General features: G+C 49.1%; 18 protein-coding genes. 3 read left to right on the forward strand and 15 right to left on the reverse strand.

Annotated features, from left to right (window positions below; translation table 11 throughout):
• Window positions 1-76: 76 nt before the first annotated feature.
• From ACE41H_RS13565 to ACE41H_RS13620, 12 genes are all read right to left on the reverse strand, one after another.
• Window positions 77-1537 (reverse strand): glycoside hydrolase family 1 protein, encoded by a 1461-nt coding sequence (locus ACE41H_RS13565; RefSeq protein ID WP_375355805.1) that lies wholly within the window; start codon window positions 1535-1537, stop codon window positions 77-79.
• A gap of 26 nt (window positions 1538-1563) precedes the next feature.
• Window positions 1564-3429, reverse strand: a complete 1866-nt coding sequence (locus ACE41H_RS13570; protein WP_375355806.1) for a beta-glucoside-specific PTS transporter subunit IIABC — start codon at window positions 3427-3429, stop codon at window positions 1564-1566.
• Between the two features lie 232 nt (window positions 3430-3661).
• Window positions 3662-4504, reverse strand: a complete 843-nt coding sequence (gene licT, locus ACE41H_RS13575; protein WP_375355807.1) for a BglG family transcription antiterminator LicT — start codon at window positions 4502-4504, stop codon at window positions 3662-3664.
• A gap of 231 nt (window positions 4505-4735) precedes the next feature.
• Complete coding sequence (locus ACE41H_RS13580) at window positions 4736-6136, reverse strand: carboxypeptidase-like regulatory domain-containing protein (RefSeq protein WP_375355808.1); 1401 nt, start codon at window positions 6134-6136, stop codon at window positions 4736-4738.
• Between the two features lie 189 nt (window positions 6137-6325).
• Window positions 6326-7393: an ABC transporter ATP-binding protein gene (locus tag ACE41H_RS13585; protein WP_375355861.1), complete on the reverse strand. Its 1068-nt coding sequence runs from the start codon at window positions 7391-7393 to the stop codon at window positions 6326-6328.
• Between the two features lie 184 nt (window positions 7394-7577).
• Window positions 7578-8234 (reverse strand): DUF4310 family protein, encoded by a 657-nt coding sequence (locus ACE41H_RS13590; protein ID WP_375355809.1) that lies wholly within the window; start codon window positions 8232-8234, stop codon window positions 7578-7580.
• Between the two features lie 2 nt (window positions 8235-8236).
• Window positions 8237-9022 carry a DUF4311 domain-containing protein gene (locus ACE41H_RS13595; protein WP_375355810.1) on the reverse strand — a complete coding sequence of 262 codons (786 nt, stop codon included), beginning with the start codon at window positions 9020-9022 and terminating at the stop codon, window positions 8237-8239.
• Between the two features lie 26 nt (window positions 9023-9048).
• Window positions 9049-9387, reverse strand: coding sequence for a DUF4312 family protein (locus ACE41H_RS13600; RefSeq protein ID WP_375355811.1), 339 nt, complete (start codon window positions 9385-9387; stop codon window positions 9049-9051).
• 3 nt (window positions 9388-9390) lie between these two features.
• Entirely contained in the window at window positions 9391-9756 is a 366-nt protein-coding gene (locus ACE41H_RS13605; protein ID WP_375355812.1) for an SFCGS family glycine-rich protein, read from the reverse strand.
• Window positions 9749-10132, reverse strand: coding sequence for a hypothetical protein (locus tag ACE41H_RS13610; RefSeq protein WP_375355813.1), 384 nt, complete (start codon window positions 10130-10132; stop codon window positions 9749-9751). Before ACE41H_RS13610 ends, ACE41H_RS13605 begins: the two co-directional genes overlap by 8 nt.
• Before the next feature lie 65 nt (window positions 10133-10197).
• On the reverse strand, window positions 10198-12129 hold the full coding sequence (locus ACE41H_RS13615) for a BglG family transcription antiterminator (RefSeq protein WP_375355814.1): 1932 nt from the start codon (window positions 12127-12129) through the stop codon (window positions 10198-10200).
• Between the two features lie 66 nt (window positions 12130-12195).
• Entirely contained in the window at window positions 12196-12453 is a 258-nt protein-coding gene (locus tag ACE41H_RS13620) for an HPr family phosphocarrier protein (protein ID WP_375355815.1), read from the reverse strand.
• Window positions 12454-12823: 370 nt separating this feature from the next.
• On the opposite strand from ACE41H_RS13620, the gene ACE41H_RS13625 reads away from it, so the two are divergent.
• Both ACE41H_RS13625 and fabV read left to right on the forward strand, forming a co-directional pair.
• Entirely contained in the window at window positions 12824-13267 is a 444-nt protein-coding gene (locus tag ACE41H_RS13625; RefSeq protein ID WP_375355816.1) for an Hsp20/alpha crystallin family protein, read from the forward strand.
• 181 nt (window positions 13268-13448) lie between these two features.
• The gene (gene fabV, locus ACE41H_RS13630; RefSeq protein ID WP_375355817.1) at window positions 13449-14636 is read left to right on the forward strand and encodes an enoyl-ACP reductase FabV; all 1188 of its coding nucleotides are present in this window, start codon (window positions 13449-13451) and stop codon (window positions 14634-14636) included.
• A 358-nt stretch (window positions 14637-14994) separates the two neighbouring features.
• Here the strand turns inward: fabV and ACE41H_RS13635 are convergent, their stop codons facing one another.
• The 3 genes from ACE41H_RS13635 to ACE41H_RS13645 all read right to left on the reverse strand — a co-directional run bounded on the left by ACE41H_RS13635 (window position 14995) and on the right by ACE41H_RS13645 (window position 15867).
• Window positions 14995-15270, reverse strand: a complete 276-nt coding sequence (locus tag ACE41H_RS13635; protein WP_375355818.1) for a hypothetical protein — start codon at window positions 15268-15270, stop codon at window positions 14995-14997.
• A gap of 280 nt (window positions 15271-15550) precedes the next feature.
• Window positions 15551-15700, reverse strand: coding sequence for a hypothetical protein (locus tag ACE41H_RS13640; RefSeq protein WP_375355819.1), 150 nt, complete (start codon window positions 15698-15700; stop codon window positions 15551-15553).
• Window positions 15697-15867: a hypothetical protein gene (locus ACE41H_RS13645; protein ID WP_375355820.1), complete on the reverse strand. Its 171-nt coding sequence runs from the start codon at window positions 15865-15867 to the stop codon at window positions 15697-15699. The genes ACE41H_RS13640 and ACE41H_RS13645 overlap by 4 nt, the downstream gene beginning before the upstream one ends.
• 71 nt (window positions 15868-15938) lie before the next feature.
• Between ACE41H_RS13645 and ACE41H_RS13650 the strand changes: the two genes are divergently transcribed.
• Window positions 15939-16781 (forward strand): AraC family transcriptional regulator, encoded by an 843-nt coding sequence (locus tag ACE41H_RS13650; RefSeq protein ID WP_375355821.1) that lies wholly within the window; start codon window positions 15939-15941, stop codon window positions 16779-16781.
• The last annotated feature ends 78 nt before the right edge of the window (window positions 16782-16859 follow it).

The following is a 16859-nucleotide window of genomic DNA, read 5'->3' on the forward strand; positions in this document are numbered from 1 at the left end:
TCAAAAAAAAGACTGCCTCACTTATTACATGAAAGGCAGTCCTGTTCTTGGCGTGACTTGCACACCTCATATTCTGTTAAAGCTCTTCGCCATTGGCAGCAATGACATTTTTATACCAGAAAAACGAATCCTTGCGTGAGCGTTCCAAGGTTCCATTGCCTTCGTCATCCTGATCGACATAGATAAAGCCGTAACGCTTGGACATTTCGGAGGTCGACATGCTGATCAGGTCAATAGGCCCCCAGCTAGTGTAACCGATCAGGTCTACACCGTCGGCGATAGCTTCCTTCATTTGGGCGATATGCTGGCGCAGGTAGTCAATCCGGTAAGTGTCATGAATAGAACCGTCATCCTCTACTTTATCATAGGCCCCCAGACCGTTTTCCACAATGAACAACGGCTTCTTGTAGCGGTCATACATTGTATTCAGCGTAATTCGCAGCCCGGTCGGATCAATCTGCCAGCCCCAATCGGAGGCCTTTAAATAAGGATTCTTTACACCGCCGAACAAATTGCCTTCCGCTCTGTCGCCCCCCGGTTCTGCGGAGATCGTCAACGTCATATAATAGCTGAACGAAATATAATCCACCGTATACTTTTTCAAAATCTCGTCATCGCCGGCTTCTTTTTGAATTACGATATTATTCTCCTCGAAATAGCGGTTCATATAAGTGGGATATTCCCCGCGTGCATGAACGTCCGTGAAGAACAGGTTTCTCTGATTCTCCTGCTGGTTCTTCAGCACATCCTCCGGGTTGCAGGTATGGGCGTAACTTTCCATGCGGGCAAGCATGCAGCCAATCTTTGCATCTGGAATAATCTCATGGCATAATTTTGTCGCAAGCGAGCTTGCCACAAATTGATGATGAAGCGCCTGATAAATTGTCTGCAGTTTGTTATCCACACGGTCAATGACAACACCTCCGCCGGTAAAAGGGCTGATGGTCATCATATTGATCTCGTTGAAGGTCAGCCAATATTTCACCTTATCCTTATAGCGTCTGAACACCGTCTCCGCGTACTTGGTGAAGCAGCCGATCACTTCCCGGCTCGCCCAGCCGTTATATTTCATCGTCAAGCCGAGCGGCGTCTCATAGTGCGCCAAAGTAACGAGAGGCTCAATGCCGTATTTATGCAGCTCATCAAAGACGTTATCGTAAAATTGCAGCCCTGCCTCATTTGGCTCTGCATCGTCACCGTTCGGGAAAATACGTGCCCAGTTGATCGACAACCGGAATACCTTGAAGCCCATCTCGGCAAAAAGAGCAATATCTTCCTTATAGTGGTGATAAAAATCAATGCCGTAACGCTTTGGAAAACGGGCATCCTGAAGCTCTCCAGACAAAATTTTCTCAATCTGTTCAGAGGTAATTTCAATGGCGTGGCCGCCTGTACGCTTTTCCTTCGGCACATAGACCACCATATCGGCGCTGGACAAGCCCTTGCCGTCTTCATTATAAGCGCCTTCCAACTGATTTGCCGCCGTAGCGCCTCCCCATAAAAAACCTTCCGGAAATCCCTTTTTTACAGTACTCATTTTAAAAAAGCTCCTTTCTTATTCACCTAAACTACGGTTGTCATCAAATAATCCTGATTTTGGACTTCCTGCTCGTCGGTTTTCAGGATGTCCAGATAGCTGGTTGAATTGGTAACAATGACAGGTGTGGACACAAGATAACCCGCCGCCCGAATCTGCTCGACATCAAATTTCAGCAGCAGCTGTCCCTTTTCCACCTTGTCTCCCTCCTGCACTTGCTTTTCGAAAAATTTCCCTTTCAGACGCACGGTATTAACTCCAATATGGATCAGAAGCTCAGCCCCTCCATCGGATGTAATGCCGATCGCATGCCCTGTCGGGAAAACCGTCGTTACGATACCGCTCACCGGCGCGGTCAGTCGGCCGCCGGTTGGCTCAATGACGATACCTTGTCCCATCGCACCTGACGCGAAGGCCTCATCCTCAAGCGTATGAAGCGGTTTTACCATACCAGTCAGAGGGCTTACTATGACTTCTTTTACAAAGGCTGTGGTGTCGGTCTGCTTGTCGTCCGTCACCGCTTCAACATTGGGTTCGGCTTCCCGGACTTCCGGCTGCTTAAATCCCAATACATACACTAATACTGCTGCGAGTATAAAAGCAACAGCAAGGCCAATTACGACGTACGTGAATCCTGGTCCAAAATAACTCGGAACAGCCAGCAAGCCGGGAAGGGCGAAGGAAATGCTGCGTGCTCCCCCCACCCCGATGATAGCAGCGCCAATCGCGCCGGAGATACAAGCGTAAATGAATGGCTTTTTCAGCTTCAGGGTTACACCGTAAATCGTCGGCTCTGTTACGCCAAATACGGCGGCCAGCGTGGAAGAACCGGCCAATGCCTTCAACTTTTGATCCTTTGCCTTGAGAAATACACCAAACGTTGCTCCCGCCTGGGACAAAACTGCTGCCGCAAGCATAGGAATCATCGTGTCGTAACCGATTGTAGTCAGGTTGCTAAGCATAACAGGGACAAAGCCCCAATGGACACCGAAAATAACAAACACCTGCCAGAATCCCCCGGCGATAAGCCCTGCTGCAAGAGGGCTCAAATTATAAATCCAGGTATACCCTGCAGCAAGGGCGTTACTGACGGAGTTGCCCACAGGTCCAAAGATCAGAAAAGTCAGAGGAACCACAATCAATAATGCCAGCATCGGCACCACAATGTTCCGGACAGATTCATGAATAACCTTGCGGAAATAGTTTTCCACATAGGATTGAACCCATACCGCGAGAATAATCGGGATGACGCTTGAGCTATAGGTTACAAAAATAATCGAAATCCCCAAAAATGCCAGGCTTTGCGGTTCATTCATGGCTGCAACCACACTCGGGTATACAAGCGCTCCCGCCACCGCAACGGAAACAAACTGATTCGTTTTAAACCTCTTGGCCGATGTTATGGCCAGAAAAACCGGCAGGAAATAAAACACGCTGTCAGAAGCCGCATTCAGGATTAGATAGGTGCCGCTCGCGCCGTTAATCCAGCCCAACTGCGAAAATAAAGCCAGCAGTCCCTTCAAAACCCCCGCGCCAGCCATAGCTCCCAGCAGCGGTGAAAATATACTGGAGATCAGATCGACAGCCGATCCGAGCAAGCCTGATTTCTCGGATGCTTCATTGCTGCTGCTTTTTTCGGCATCCTGCAGGCTTGTTTCCTTCATCATTTGCTCATACACCTGGGCAACATTGTTGCCAATCACGACCTGGAACTGACCACCGCTCTCCACAACGGTTATGACCCCCGGAGTGTTTTCAAGCGCTTTTTTGTCCGCTTTGCTCCGCTCCTTGAGCTTAAACCGAAGTCTGGTCGCACAGTGAAAAACGGAATTAACATTGGATTCTCCGCCCACAAGCCTGATAATTTCCTGGGACAAGCTTTGCTTGCTCATATTTCACCAATCCTTTTTTGAAAATTGAGCTTCAGATTTTTTATTTGCGAAAGACCTGATGTGGCGCCGCTCAACAGGTTCATATTATTCCCGCAAATAAGAAAAACCTGAACTCGTGGTAATATAGACGCATGATTCGGCACCGCGCGACTATATTACCATCAGCTCAGGTTTTGCCTGCATGACCAGTAACACCCTGTTAACAGATGGTTTATCGATATGCTGTTTAGGATTAATCCTGATTTCTTTCCGTAATCCGGTGTATATGAATGGTCAAATATACATACTCATCTTTACTCAAGGACTGTTGATGGGTCTTCTCCAGATAATCATTGATTTTGACCACACACCCAAAAGCGGCTACATACGATTTTCTCACCTGGTTATACAGAAAATCGTCCCCGCCGTTGTGTACCTCATTCCGCAGCACTCTCATCGCGAAATACTGCAGATGGGTCAAAAATCTGGAGTAGATCAGCGCCGATTCATCCAGAACAATCCCGAAATGGTAGGTGACGATGTTTAAAATGTTCTGCACCATTTCCGTCATGGCCATCGTCTGCTTCATTTCATTACCGTCAATGCGTGCATTGACGAGATGAAGAGCGATAAATCCGGCCTCATCTTCCCCGAGCTTTACGCCGGTTTTGTCCTCAATCATTTGAATCGCATCCTGGCCGACCATAAATTCTTTTTTGTAAAATCGTTTAATTTCAAACAGCATTGCATTCTTTAATGCCAGGCCTTTCTTGTGGCGCTCCAGCGCAAAATGGATATGATCCGTCAAGGTCAAATAAATATTCTCGCTCAGATCGGTTCCCAGAATATAATGGGCATGCTCCACAATATCATTGGACAGCTCCAGTTGTTCTGCCGGAATTTCGCTGAGCAAATCAGTCAGCTTCGCGGTCAGCAGACTCTGGCTCATCGTGAATACCTTATCAATTTTCCCGGGATCAACGGTGTCACCAATCGATTTATTAAAGGAAATCCCCCGGCCCATGACGATAACCTCTTTGCCTTTATCATTTTTGGTCAGAAGCACATTATTGTTCAGTATTTTCTCGATTATCATCTGCCATCACCCTTAAATACGAATGTGAACAAAAAAAGCCCGAGCTTATTAAAACATCATGAGCCTCATGACGTTAAAATAAATTCAGGCATTGCCCGCTTCACCGGTCACAATCCTTTAGATTAAGATTATTGTAACATTAAAATAAAGCGATTACAATCTATTTTTTAAAAGATGAAAAAGAGGCCGTTCCTTGGTGTGGAACAGCCTCTGCTCACTTCTGCTTATGGCTCAAGCTCTGATCTGATAGGCAAAATGATACAATGAATTGATATTCGCGGTGACCTGCTTGTCCCCGCTAAAGAAGACGATTGGGATAATATCAAAATAGTGAATGCTTAACCCGTTATTATAGTAAGAATAATTGCCCGCCGCCGGAGTCAGGTTGTTTAGCGAAACCGAGAAATAACCCAGACTATCCGTTGTAGTACTGGCCTGGAAAATTTGCTGGTTAATCGTCACTCTCAAGGCAGCCGTCACAGGCGCATTGGCAACCGGATTGCCTGATGCATCAAAAGCCCGGCCGGAGATCGTAATATTGTTTTTGATCCGCCATTTGTCTCCGTATCCGTAGTCAATAAATCCCTGCACTCCGCCGTCTGTCGTGATATTGTTGATGCTGACACGGGCCACATCGGCTGCCTGATAACTTACGGATAAAGTATAAGGCGTCGTCAGATCAAAGGAGGATGGAGCCCAGACACGAATGTAATAGTCTCCTGCCGGAAGCTGAACTTGCCCTTGGGTATTTTGATCAAGGTATCCGAGACTGCCAAGGTTGCCGTCATAGAGGTCCAGCCGGTACACACCGTAGGCTGAAGTATTGTTCAGAAGCAAACGGACAGGCGCACTTCTGGGCAGACTAATCTTGGTCCAATCTTCATCGAGAAAGTTATCTATATTCTGGCGGCTGCTGAATGTTGTTGAGCCTTGATTTTTCGCAAACCAGGGATTGTCGTCAGGCTCATTGGCATCATAGGTGTCAGACACTCCAAGATAAAGCGTGAAGGGGTTAACGGTGTCTGATCCGACATAGGATTGAACAAGTACAAAATAGTACCCTGGACCGGCCACGTGGCTTAACTGCTCGTATTGCCCGCTTCCTCTTTGCGAATAGGAGACCCGGTTAAGTGTGCCCGTAGCTTCGTCAAGCTTGTACAGGGACAGGTCATAGTCAACAGCCGCTCCCGGATTCATCAAAGCGGTAAGCTTCAACGGAGAATCAACATAAGTCAGGAACCACCTGCTCTCGCCTTCGGTCGTAATATAACCGGATGTCTGCGTTCCCGGCCCAATGTAAACTGCCCCGTCTGGTGAGGTATTGTCATAGGTGGCGGCTGTTACCGAATTGTTATATGTCGCGTTTATTGTTGATAACATTCTGTTATAAGAACTGTGAAGAACTACTTTTTCTTCCATTTCAGATGTAGACTTGCTGTTCTGTTTGCTTGCTGACGCTTCCGGAATTGTTGATGTATGTATGCCGCCAAGATCTGTATCCGCAAGCTCCTTCAGTTTGATGCCATCAGCAGTTCCATCATCCGAGGAAAAGGCTGCATGCAGCGGTAAAGCCCACGTCAAACCTGCCAAGAAAAACAAGGTACCCAATAACACGATAATTCTCCGGACCATTCTACCATCTCCCTTTTTTAGTTCTACAAGACTAATATAATCCTCCTTTCACACCTTGTCAATAACTGTAATTCAATGAATAGTTTACTTTTTAGATTCTTTTTTTCCTTGTGTTACAGTACAAAAAAGTGCCGAACCTTCAATCAGGTTCGGCACTTTGAATACATGGTATTTAGCTGTTGTTCCGGACTAGGCCTCGTAGCTGTCCACCATAACCGGCTGCTCATACGCATTCTCCAGCCTGCGTAGTTTGCTCTTCACCACTTCAGGTGGCTCAACAGCGGGTGACATTGGATGCAGCAGCCATGATTTTACATAATGTGTATCAGACACCTTGAAAATTGGCGGCTCCTTCTCAAAATCGATGTTCATCGCATAACTGCTGCGCAGCGCAAAAGCATCTCCCTTAGGCGGATGAAGCAGGTCAGGAGGCGTACCCGGAATCGCAGTCAGCTTCTGGCCTTTGCTCTCCAGATGCGGCATGGAAGCCAGCAATCCCCACGTATAAGGATGCTTCGGATCATAGAAGATTTCGTCCACCGTGCCAGTCTCGACGATCTGGCCTGCGTACATAACAGCTACCCGATCCGCCATCTTGGCGACTACGCCAAGGTCATGGGTAATGAAAATGATAGCCGTCCCGATCTTCTTCTGAATCTCCTTCATCAGCTCCAGAATTTGCGCCTGAATCGTTACGTCAAGTGCGGTTGTCGGCTCATCGGCGATCAGCAGCTTCGGATCTGCCGCAAGCGCCATGGCGATAACAACCCGCTGTCTCATCCCGCCGCTGAATTCATGCGGGTATTGGTTAAAGCGCTGCTCCGGATGCGGAATTCCGACCAGCTTGAGCAGCTCAATTCCCCGCTCGTAAGCGGCTTCTTTGGACATTTTCTTATGCTTGAATAAAACTTCCGTAATCTGTTTGCCGACCTTGATCGTCGGGTTCAGGGAAGTCATCGGATCCTGAAAAATCATTCCGATTTCGTTGCCCCGTATGCTTCGCATTTCCTCTTCGGTCTTGCTGATAATTTCCTTGCCGTCAAACAGAATCTGACCGCGCTTGTACACAGCCGGCGGCGAAGGGATCAGCTTCATGATGGCCTGTGAGGTCACGCTCTTGCCTGAGCCGGATTCGCCGACAATCGCCAACGTTTCCCCTTTATTGACATGAAAGCTTACACCGCGGATAGCTTGCAGCTCTCCGCCACGCACTTTAAATGAAATTGCCAGATCTTTAACTTCCAGAAGCTTGGACATTATATCACTCACATTCATTTATTCTGAATAATTATTTATCAAATAATTTTACCACACTTGTCCGTACAGTCAAGATAACACGGCTCGTAAGATACGTGAACCAAATATTGATATACTTATGAGAGCAAAAAAAGGGGCCCAGCCGTTTGAAATGCGGGTGGGCCTCTTTTTTAAAAAGTAATGCTTACTTGGGGATTTCGATCGGGAAGAACGCGCCCATGACCATCGCACCGATAATCGCCCCGCCGGCAATCGGCTTTTTGAACGCATAGAACACGGCTCCCCCGATGGTAGCTCCGATTCCGACCGGAATGGATGCCATTGCCGCTGAGATAATGATCAACGGTCCGAGATAACGTCCAGCCGCATTACCCGCGCCCATCATAATGTCCGCGCCGAAGGTAGAGTTGGAAGCATTAATGGTAAATTTGCGGATCATGATGATAATGAATCCGACCAAAAAGCCGAGAACCGCCCCTGTCAGCAGCGCCAGCGGGAAGGAGGTCAGCGGCGCGGTCATGCCGGCGCCCAGCATCAGCGCAGGCACACCGATGCCGAGACCCGTCTGCAGCGCGCCCCCGATATCGAGAATGCCAACAAGCGGACCTTCCAGAATACGGGCGAACAGAAAGCTCGCTCCGAAGGCAGCAGCAGCGCCATAGCTTCCACCTTTGATCCCCGCTTCCAGCATGGCTACAATCGCGATATCGTTAAAAGCCCCTACATGATAAACATAATACAAGTGCGTTCCGGCGAAAATGCCCGAGGCCAGCAGTGCGACAAACAGCGTAAACGCCCATTCCGAATACCAGAATCCGGTTTGCAGTTTTGTATTTTCCATCATTAACCCACCTCAGATCCAAAGAGTGCGTGCAGATCAATAAGCCACTGCGGAACAGTCATATGCATGCTCTCGATCAGCTTCGCGTCAAAGCCGCGGAAGAAGCCGCTGAACAGGAAGAGCAGGACAACCGCCACAACGAGTGTTTTGGTAATGCGGTTCCAGCCGCTGTCATCAACGCCTTTGCCGATCAGGATACCAAGCACGATGCCCGGCACGGCATTGCCCATCACAAGATGTGACAAGCCACCGAGTATGGTCGCCCATACCCCCGTACGCTTGCCCGCATCCATTGCCGCCGTCCAGAAGACAATCGGCATAATCGGGTTGATCAGCCAGTTCGCCGCCGGTACCAGCACCTGGGTAGCGACAGCCTGCAGCGAAGCCGGAATGGCGGCTGCCGTGGAGTTCAGCACCGTGACGACAACCGCGCCGACCATAGCGCCGGTCCATGCCATTTTGCGCGGATCATGCAGCGTTTCTTCCACGTTTTTATTTTTGAACAGCAGGGTTGCCGCCGCCCAGTTCGGTATAATGCGGTGATCCACATCCTGGGTCAGACCGCCGGCACCTACGACGGACGCCCAGGCATTAAACAGGAAGCCGAGACCAAACGAGAAGTGAGCCACCGGGTCCCCCTGACAGGCATTCAATTCACCGAAGGTGCGAAAAGCCCCCATCCCCTGCACTTTCGGAGCGTGGAACATCCTGGCGGCGCCCGCCCCCACGCCAAAACCTACAAACAGGCCGATCACAATCGATTTTAAAATGATTTCCAACGTCTCCATAGCTTCCCCCTTAATTCAGCACACACCTATCGCATGCGCATGACATGCTGGATTGCCGTCTGTTTTTCTTCTTGGACCTTGTATTCGATTTTGGACAGATCCATATACCTGAGCATAACTGTAATGTTGGCCTTGATTTCATAGCGGGTCCGCGTGCGGGGAAACAGAATTCCCAGAAACTTCTCGGTATGTACCGTCTTGACGGCGGACAGCACCTCCATATTTCGCGGTTCAATCTGCAGCATCATGTCCGCATCATTTGTGGTAACCTGCTTTTTCATTTCATTTAAAATGTGCTGAAAAGCGGCCCGTTCACTCTCTCCGCTGCCTGTGAGCGTTAACGTTACTTCTTTTTCCAGGTACATGGCTTACCTCCCGTTGGTCTGAATATAAGCTTCCGTAAGTCTGCGCCCCAGTTCTTCAATGTCCATAAAACCGAAGCCGATCACCTTCTTTCCGGTACGGATCGCCGTTACTCCCGCATCCACAGAACGGAGACCAAACTCCATCGGGTACTTATATTTGGTGTTGGCTGTCACCGCCCCCGCACCACCGCTGCCACAGAAGGAAATGCCGAAATCGGCCTGCTCTTCATGCATGACATCACCCAGCTTCATGTCGGCACCAATGCCGGGGATTACGATAGCGATTCCCCCAGCCGCCTCCACTCCTTTGGCTACGTTTTGCCCTTTGCCGAGACGGTCACCAATCACTACTTTCACTTTTTCACTCATATTTATTTCCTCCCATATTGGCCTTTACGGCCTCAAAATGAACTGCCAGGTAAAAAATTTCCGCAGTATCCGGCTCCTGCAACTCCGCTCCGGGGACCAGCTTCAGCAGTTTGCGGCTTAAATGCTCGTACTGCGGGCTGATTTCCGTCAGCATTTCGTCCGGAATTTCCGGCAGGCGTTCTCCCTGGTCAAGCCGCTTCAAATAGGCAAGCAGGTGGATGCCAATCACGACAGCCTTGTCGTGGACGATATCAAGTCCCGCCTCGGGAGCGCATTCCTGAAGCCGGCACAGCCAATCTTCCAATTTGCTTTGCGCTCCCTGATCTACAGTCGTTTTCTCTGTTATGTCCCTCAGGACGCTGCTGGTTATAAACATGTTAGACCTCTCCGATTTTTTTAGATTGAAGAAAATATAAGTTTTCAGCGGAGCTGAAGCTTTCTTTAATCGTAAGAAAAACTTCCGCTAAATGTGGACTCCGGCGGCTGCTCCAAATATTTGAGGATCGCCAGCAGCTCCGCCTCCGAAACCTTCAGCCCTCTCTGCTCAAGAATCCTGAGCAGTCGTTCCCGGTCTGTCTGGGGTGGTGTTGCCGCAAGAATGACGCTCTGATCCTCATATTGGGTGTGCAGGGCAATTCGCTGCATCATGAAGATCAAATGCATCTTCAGCCCTTCCAGCCGGTCGGGTGTCAGGTGGCCTCCCAGCTCATCGGCAATTTGCCGGCCCAGCTCAAAACCTCTGAACACCAATTCCTGAAACCAGGACTGCAGCGCTTCCGGGTCTTCTATTTCCCCTGTGGAAGGGGGCGGCGGGTTGACGGAAGTTGGCAGCGTATCGGCCTTGGCAGGAGCGATGGAGGCGACCTTCTCCTGAATCGCCGCAAAATCCCGCTTCCCGGGGATGGGGCTGACGACAACGGACGATACCGGAACTTCAACGGGGAACACGCTGACCACCAGGTCATATTCCCCTTCCCGTAACGTTTTGTTCAATTCCATGACTGAACAGCTTCCATCGATCCTGAGATTCGGGATTTGCTTCTCGATCACGGCCTTCAGCAGCCGGCTCGTTCCCTTGCCCGTACCGCACACAACCAGTCCGCGAATGCTGCGCTGCTCATTCAACCGCTCATAGGCGAGCTGGAAATAAACAACGATATAGCCGATATCCGAATCTGTCAGATAAATACGGTAAGGACCATACACCTCAATGCTCGCGCTCTTAACAGCCTCGAACATACCACGATAGGCGCTGATAATATCCTGAAGCATGGGATTCGGCTCCACGATACCGTAGCTGTATTGGGTCAGCTTGCGTGAGGTATGGTCCAGCAGATGGCTGAACAGGTCCGGGTCCCTGGCCAAAGCCGGATCCATGCTACGGCTGACTGCTTCAATTAATCGTCTGGTAATGACCAGCGCATCCGGAAGCAGCAGCTCCCGCCCTGCCCTTGAATCCTCGGTTACCGGGATTCTGCTGACCGCTTGCAGACAGATGAACCAGATATCCTGATCGGTAATTTCTTTGCCCGATTTGTGAAAAAATCCGGACAACACCTGCTTGAAGATGCCGAATACCTCCGCTTCATTCCCTGGCGTCCTGTTATCCTCCCGGAAAGCTTCGCCAACGCCGCCGGAAGATATGACGATACACAGTCTAATGAATATCCCGATGACAGCCTGGTCGGATAGAAGCACTCCTATGCTGTGTTCCGTCTCCTCCGCCAAATCCCCAACCGCCGCAAACACAGCATTAAGGTCGCCTGCCGGCTGCAAAAACTGCTCCAGAATCGGGGTGAAATGAATGCGCGGCTTCTGCCTGGACGCTGCACCCTGCACAATTTGCAGCATATCGCTGCCATCGAGCAGATGGTAAACGAGCTGCTCCAGCATCAGTCTTTTTTGTGCGCCTGAACCGATAATTTTTACGCCTTTGCGCGATCTTTCAAGCTGAAGATGCCATTCCTGCAGCAGCAGCTCCGCTTGAGCCACATCGGATAAAGCCGTGTTGCGGGTGATGCCCAAATGGGAAGCGATCCGTCCGATCGTAGTCTCTTCATCCCGCAGCAGCAGCTCCATGGTCACATATTGAATTCTCTCCTGCTGACTCAATACGGTGTGATCTTTATCCGCATCCATTTTGCGCAGCAGATGGTCCCGTTCCTCTTCCGGGCATTCAATCCAGATGCCTGTGCTGGGCTTTGACTTGATTTCGACTCCTTCACCGGCGAGCCACATTCGTATGCTTTCGATGTCATATTTGATCGTACGCTCACTGACTCCGAATTCACTGGCACAATCCTTAATCCGCACCGGATTCGGCGTATACAGTATTTTTTTCAGCAGCGCACGGGTCCGGGTCACCATGGTCATATCCCATCACCCCCTGTTGTATCCGATAGTCTGTACAGACGATGGCCTGTACAGACCGCTTTTTTCCTACTCAAGGTCTGATTGGAGCAAAACCCCGAGTTCCTTCAGCGCTTCCTCCTCCTGGTCTCCCGCCGTAATCAGCAGGATCTGGTCTCCATATTTCATTTCGAGAGAAAGTACACCGATAATGCTCTTCGCATTCACTTCCCTGGACCCCTTGACGATCTTCACATCGCAAGGATACTGCAGCGCTTTTTTGGTAACCGCCCCGGCCGGTCTTGAGTGAATGCCGAGCGGATTTTGAATGGTCAGTTCTTTTTGCATGATATGATCTCCTTGAATTTTGTAAATGGCAGTCCTCGCTTATTATGATAAATGTCACATTTAATGACATAATCAAAAAAATGTAAGCGATTCATTTTGGTCTACCCATTTTGAAAGCAATTTCATTTTAGAAATGAGTTAATTAAATTAACATCACATTAACGGTTTTAGCCCAATTTGAATAGATCAAATTTCTTTCACCGGCAATGGTGCAGTTTATTTTACACACCGTTAATGGAAGCAAATTATAACGGACTCTTTTCAGGAAAAACGGCGATATTTACATAATTACAGCTTTTGCTGCACAAACTGTTGAAGCATAGAATAAAAGCGTAAGGAAAACAATCCTAACACAGGAGGACTGAGACGTATGTTTGATCTGGTTCCGTTCCGCAAACGCAGTGAAGAACTGCTCGATCAGATGACGAAGTCGCTCAACGATGCGATGGACGACAGCGTGTTCTCTTCGTTTAATGGTGCTACCCAGCCATTCCGGATCGATATAAGAGAAATGGATGATAAGTACGTTGTCGAGGCTGAGCTTCCGGGTGTCACCAGAGAGAACATCGATATTGATGTTGACCAGAACTATCTGACCATCCGTGCCAGACGCAATGAACTGCAGGAGCAAAAAGACGAAAGCCACCGCATCATCCGCAGAGAACGCCGGACAGGTGAATTCGTTCGCCGCTTTTACGTGGAAAACATCGTTGATGATGCCATTAAGGCCACACTGCAGGACGGCATCCTCAAGCTGGAGGTCCCCAAACGAGAACCCACCACGGCGCAGCGCAAACGTATTGATATAGAATAACTTGACTACAAGGCGCTTGGCCCACTCTGTTGGGCCGGGCGTTTTTTTTGTGTTAAAGCACCGCCAGGATTCCATATAAGCGAAACGGTTTCCGTTTGGTTAAAAAATAGGTAAAATAGGAAGGTGCATATATGTTTTTACAAGCAAAATGAGCAGAGATTAAGAAAGGAAATCCATCGACATGATTATTAAGCCAAGAACACGCGGTTTTATTTGTACAACGGCACATCCGACAGGCTGTGCGCAGCAGGTGCAAAACCAGATTAATTATGTAAAAAATCAGCCGGCCGTCAAAGGGCCGCGCAACGTGCTTGTGATCGGAGCATCCACGGGTTATGGCCTCTCTTCACGCATCGTAGCCGCCTTTGGCGCAGGCGCTAACACAATTGGGGTGTACCGTAACGGCGAATCCGTCAAAGGACGCACCGCATCGGCGGGCTGGTACAATTCTGCAGCCTTTGAAAAAGCCGCCCAGGAAGCAGGACTGCAGTCCATCAGTGTAACGGGCGACGCATTCTCAGAGGAAACGAAGCAGAAAACGATTGATACAATCCGGGCCGAGCTGGGACAGGTTGATCTGGTGATCTACAGCGTCGCTTCCGCCCGCCGCACCGATCCGCAGACCGGGGAAACGAAAAACTCCGTTCTGAAGCCAATTGGAAAGCCGTACTCCAACAAAACGGTGAATTTCCATAACGGCGAAGTCAGCGAGGTAACCATCGAACCGGCCACCGAAGAGGAAATAGCCCACACGGTCGCCGTCATGGGTGGAGAAGACTGGCAAATGTGGATTGATCGTCTGCGGGAAGCAGGTGTGCTTGCTCCGAATGCCACCACCGTCGCCTATTCGTACATAGGCTCGGATATTACGCAGGCCATTTACCGTGAAGGCTCGATCGGACGGGCCAAGGATCATCTGGAGGCAACCGCACGGGAGTTGAATGAGCAGCTTGCGGCAGGCGGCGGACGGGCCTATGTTACGGTCAGCAAAGCGCTGGTTACCCAATCCAGCTCCGCGATTCCGGTCGTGCCCCTTTATGTATCCGCCTTGTACAAGGTTATGAAAGAGAAAGGGCTGCACGAAGGCACGATTGAGCAGATGTACCGCCTGTTCGATCTCCTCTATAACCAAAGTGAGACCCCTGTCGACGCTGAAGGACGCATTCGCATTGATGACTGGGAGCTGCGCGCGGACGTGCAGGAAGAGGTTGCAAAGCTGTGGTCTGAAGTAACGACAGAAAATATTTACGAGCTGACCGATCTGGAGGGCTACCGCCGCGAATTTTTCCAGCTGTTCGGCTTTGAGACTGAAGGTGTGGATTACGAAGCGGATGTGGAGCCGGAGGTAGAGGTTCCGGGAGTAAGATAAGCTTCAAGTGGGTTGTAGGGGGGTGCTCTGAGGCGCTCTGAGAACGAAGCATTCCTCCAATCGCTCTTGTCCCCGAATTTCCTGATTATTATTTATCGGTAGAAATTCGGGGACAAATGCGACCGCTCCGCTTTATCCGGAATTGCTTCGTCCTCTTCGCTGACTGCGTGCGTGAGCCTACTGAAAAGCACTTGAAGCAACGGCCACTCCAAGGGAGCCTCCTACACTTCCGGGGTGAGGAAAGTAGTAGAGAACAGGGTCAGTTTTCCCCTGTTCTCGATTTTTTTGTGCAGCAAAAAGTAAAGGCGACCGGGAGCATCCTCCTGACCGCCTTTTTGCACTAATAAAACTATTGTGATTATTTTGTAATACTATCAAAATAGTTTATCTCAATTTGAAAATACTCATACTTCATTTCATCTTCTTGATTTTCCTTGGACAATTCCTTGAACCATGTTTCATCTTTCATCTCATCTGTGAAGATACCTGATCTCCATAATGACAAGCCCAATTGAGGGAAATAATATATATACCCATCTTCCCGGTCGGTTCTATCATAAGGGAAATCTTTATCTATAGAGTCGACTAGTTCAATAGCTTTTGTTTTAAATACATTGAAACCCGGTATAGACAATTGAATTCATCGTCAGCATGAGAAGCAACTTCAATGAAATTAATTTTATACTCGACTTTAAAAATATAATAGAAATATTCAGAATCATGTTGTTTGTTATATTGAACTGTATATTCTTGTATCTCTTCCTCATATTCCTTCGGGCTCATGCCCAACTTAATGTTTCCAATTCCAATATTGGGTTCAATAATTAAGTTATCCATAAAAAGTACCCCTTAAAGTAGTTCAAATCGTTTAAATTCCGAAGTATTTTTCTGTTAGGAGGATTAATGTAACCAAATCATTTTAACGGAACCTGCTCGGACAAGCGTTGGAATGTCTGCAGATGCGGCTTCATTTGCGGAAGAATGCTTTGCAGATAGATGAGAGCGGCTTCGTTTTTCTTCTGGGCGGCTGCGCTGTCCTCCGGAATGATCGAGTACTTTTTCAACACTTTGCCCCTTGCTCATACAGGTTTACACATTTTCCGCTGCCCGAGCGCTGGCCCGCCACCCAATTACCCGAGTAAGACTTGTCATTCGACCATTTCATGGTTCCTTTCCCATGCGGCTTGCCATCCTTGACTTCCCCGTAATACACGGCATTCCCAGCTCCCATGAAAAATAAGCCTTTTGAACGAATGGAGAGCAGGAATGTTATAATGTCCTTTAATACCAGACGATGAAAGCGTGATCTATTTGCGAGTTGACTATTATAACAGTGCCCGGCCTCTGCATGAACCGGACAACCTGCACCTGATTTTCTGGGGCAAGGAGACCTGCGAGCCCAAACATTCCTTCGGCCCCGGCATGCGCGAATTTTATAAAATTCACTTTGTACATTCCGGACAAGGCATTGTACGGACAGGAGGCAGGACGTTTGAGGTTTACCCGGGCCAGGGATTTTTATCCTACCCGGATACGATGATCTACTATCAGGCTGACGCCGGGAATCCATGGACCTATTCCTGGATTGCGTTCCAGGGCAAGCAGGCGGAGGAAATTCTGTCGAGAACCGCACTCAGCAAGGAACAGCCTGTTTTTCCGATGGATGTCATGCTGATGCCCAAGCTGTATGATGCGCTCGTTCAGTTGCAGCAGCAGTCTCCTTCCGGGGATTTGCGCATCCAGATGGCTTTGCTGGATTTTTTGTCCACCTTGATTGAGATCTTCCCGTCATCCCCGGCTGAACGGGTGCAGCGGCGAACGCAGACGGAGTATATTCAGCGCAGCCTGGAATTTCTCCATGCCCACTACAATGAACAGATTTCGATAGAACAGCTTGCCTCCATGCTGGGACTGGACCGGAAATATGTGTCTGCCCTTTTTAAAAAGGAGCTCGGCCTGCCTCCCCGTCAGTATCTGCTTCAATACCGGATGAATCGTGCATGCGAAATGCTTAGAGAAGGGCGCTACACCGTCGGTGAAGTAGCCCATTCGGTCGGGTATCAGGACATCCCGTTGTTCTCCAAAATGTTCAAAAAAACGATGGGCATATCACCCAAGAGCTATCAAAAGAATATGACAAAATGACAACTTTATCAGCCATGCCGACATGGGAGCGCAGCGCGTAGTAGACTATAATAACCTTATCTTTCATAGGGAGGAACG

Source organism: Paenibacillus enshidis (genome assembly GCF_042136365.1).
Lineage (GTDB): Bacteria > Bacillota > Bacilli > Paenibacillales > Paenibacillaceae > Paenibacillus > Paenibacillus enshidis.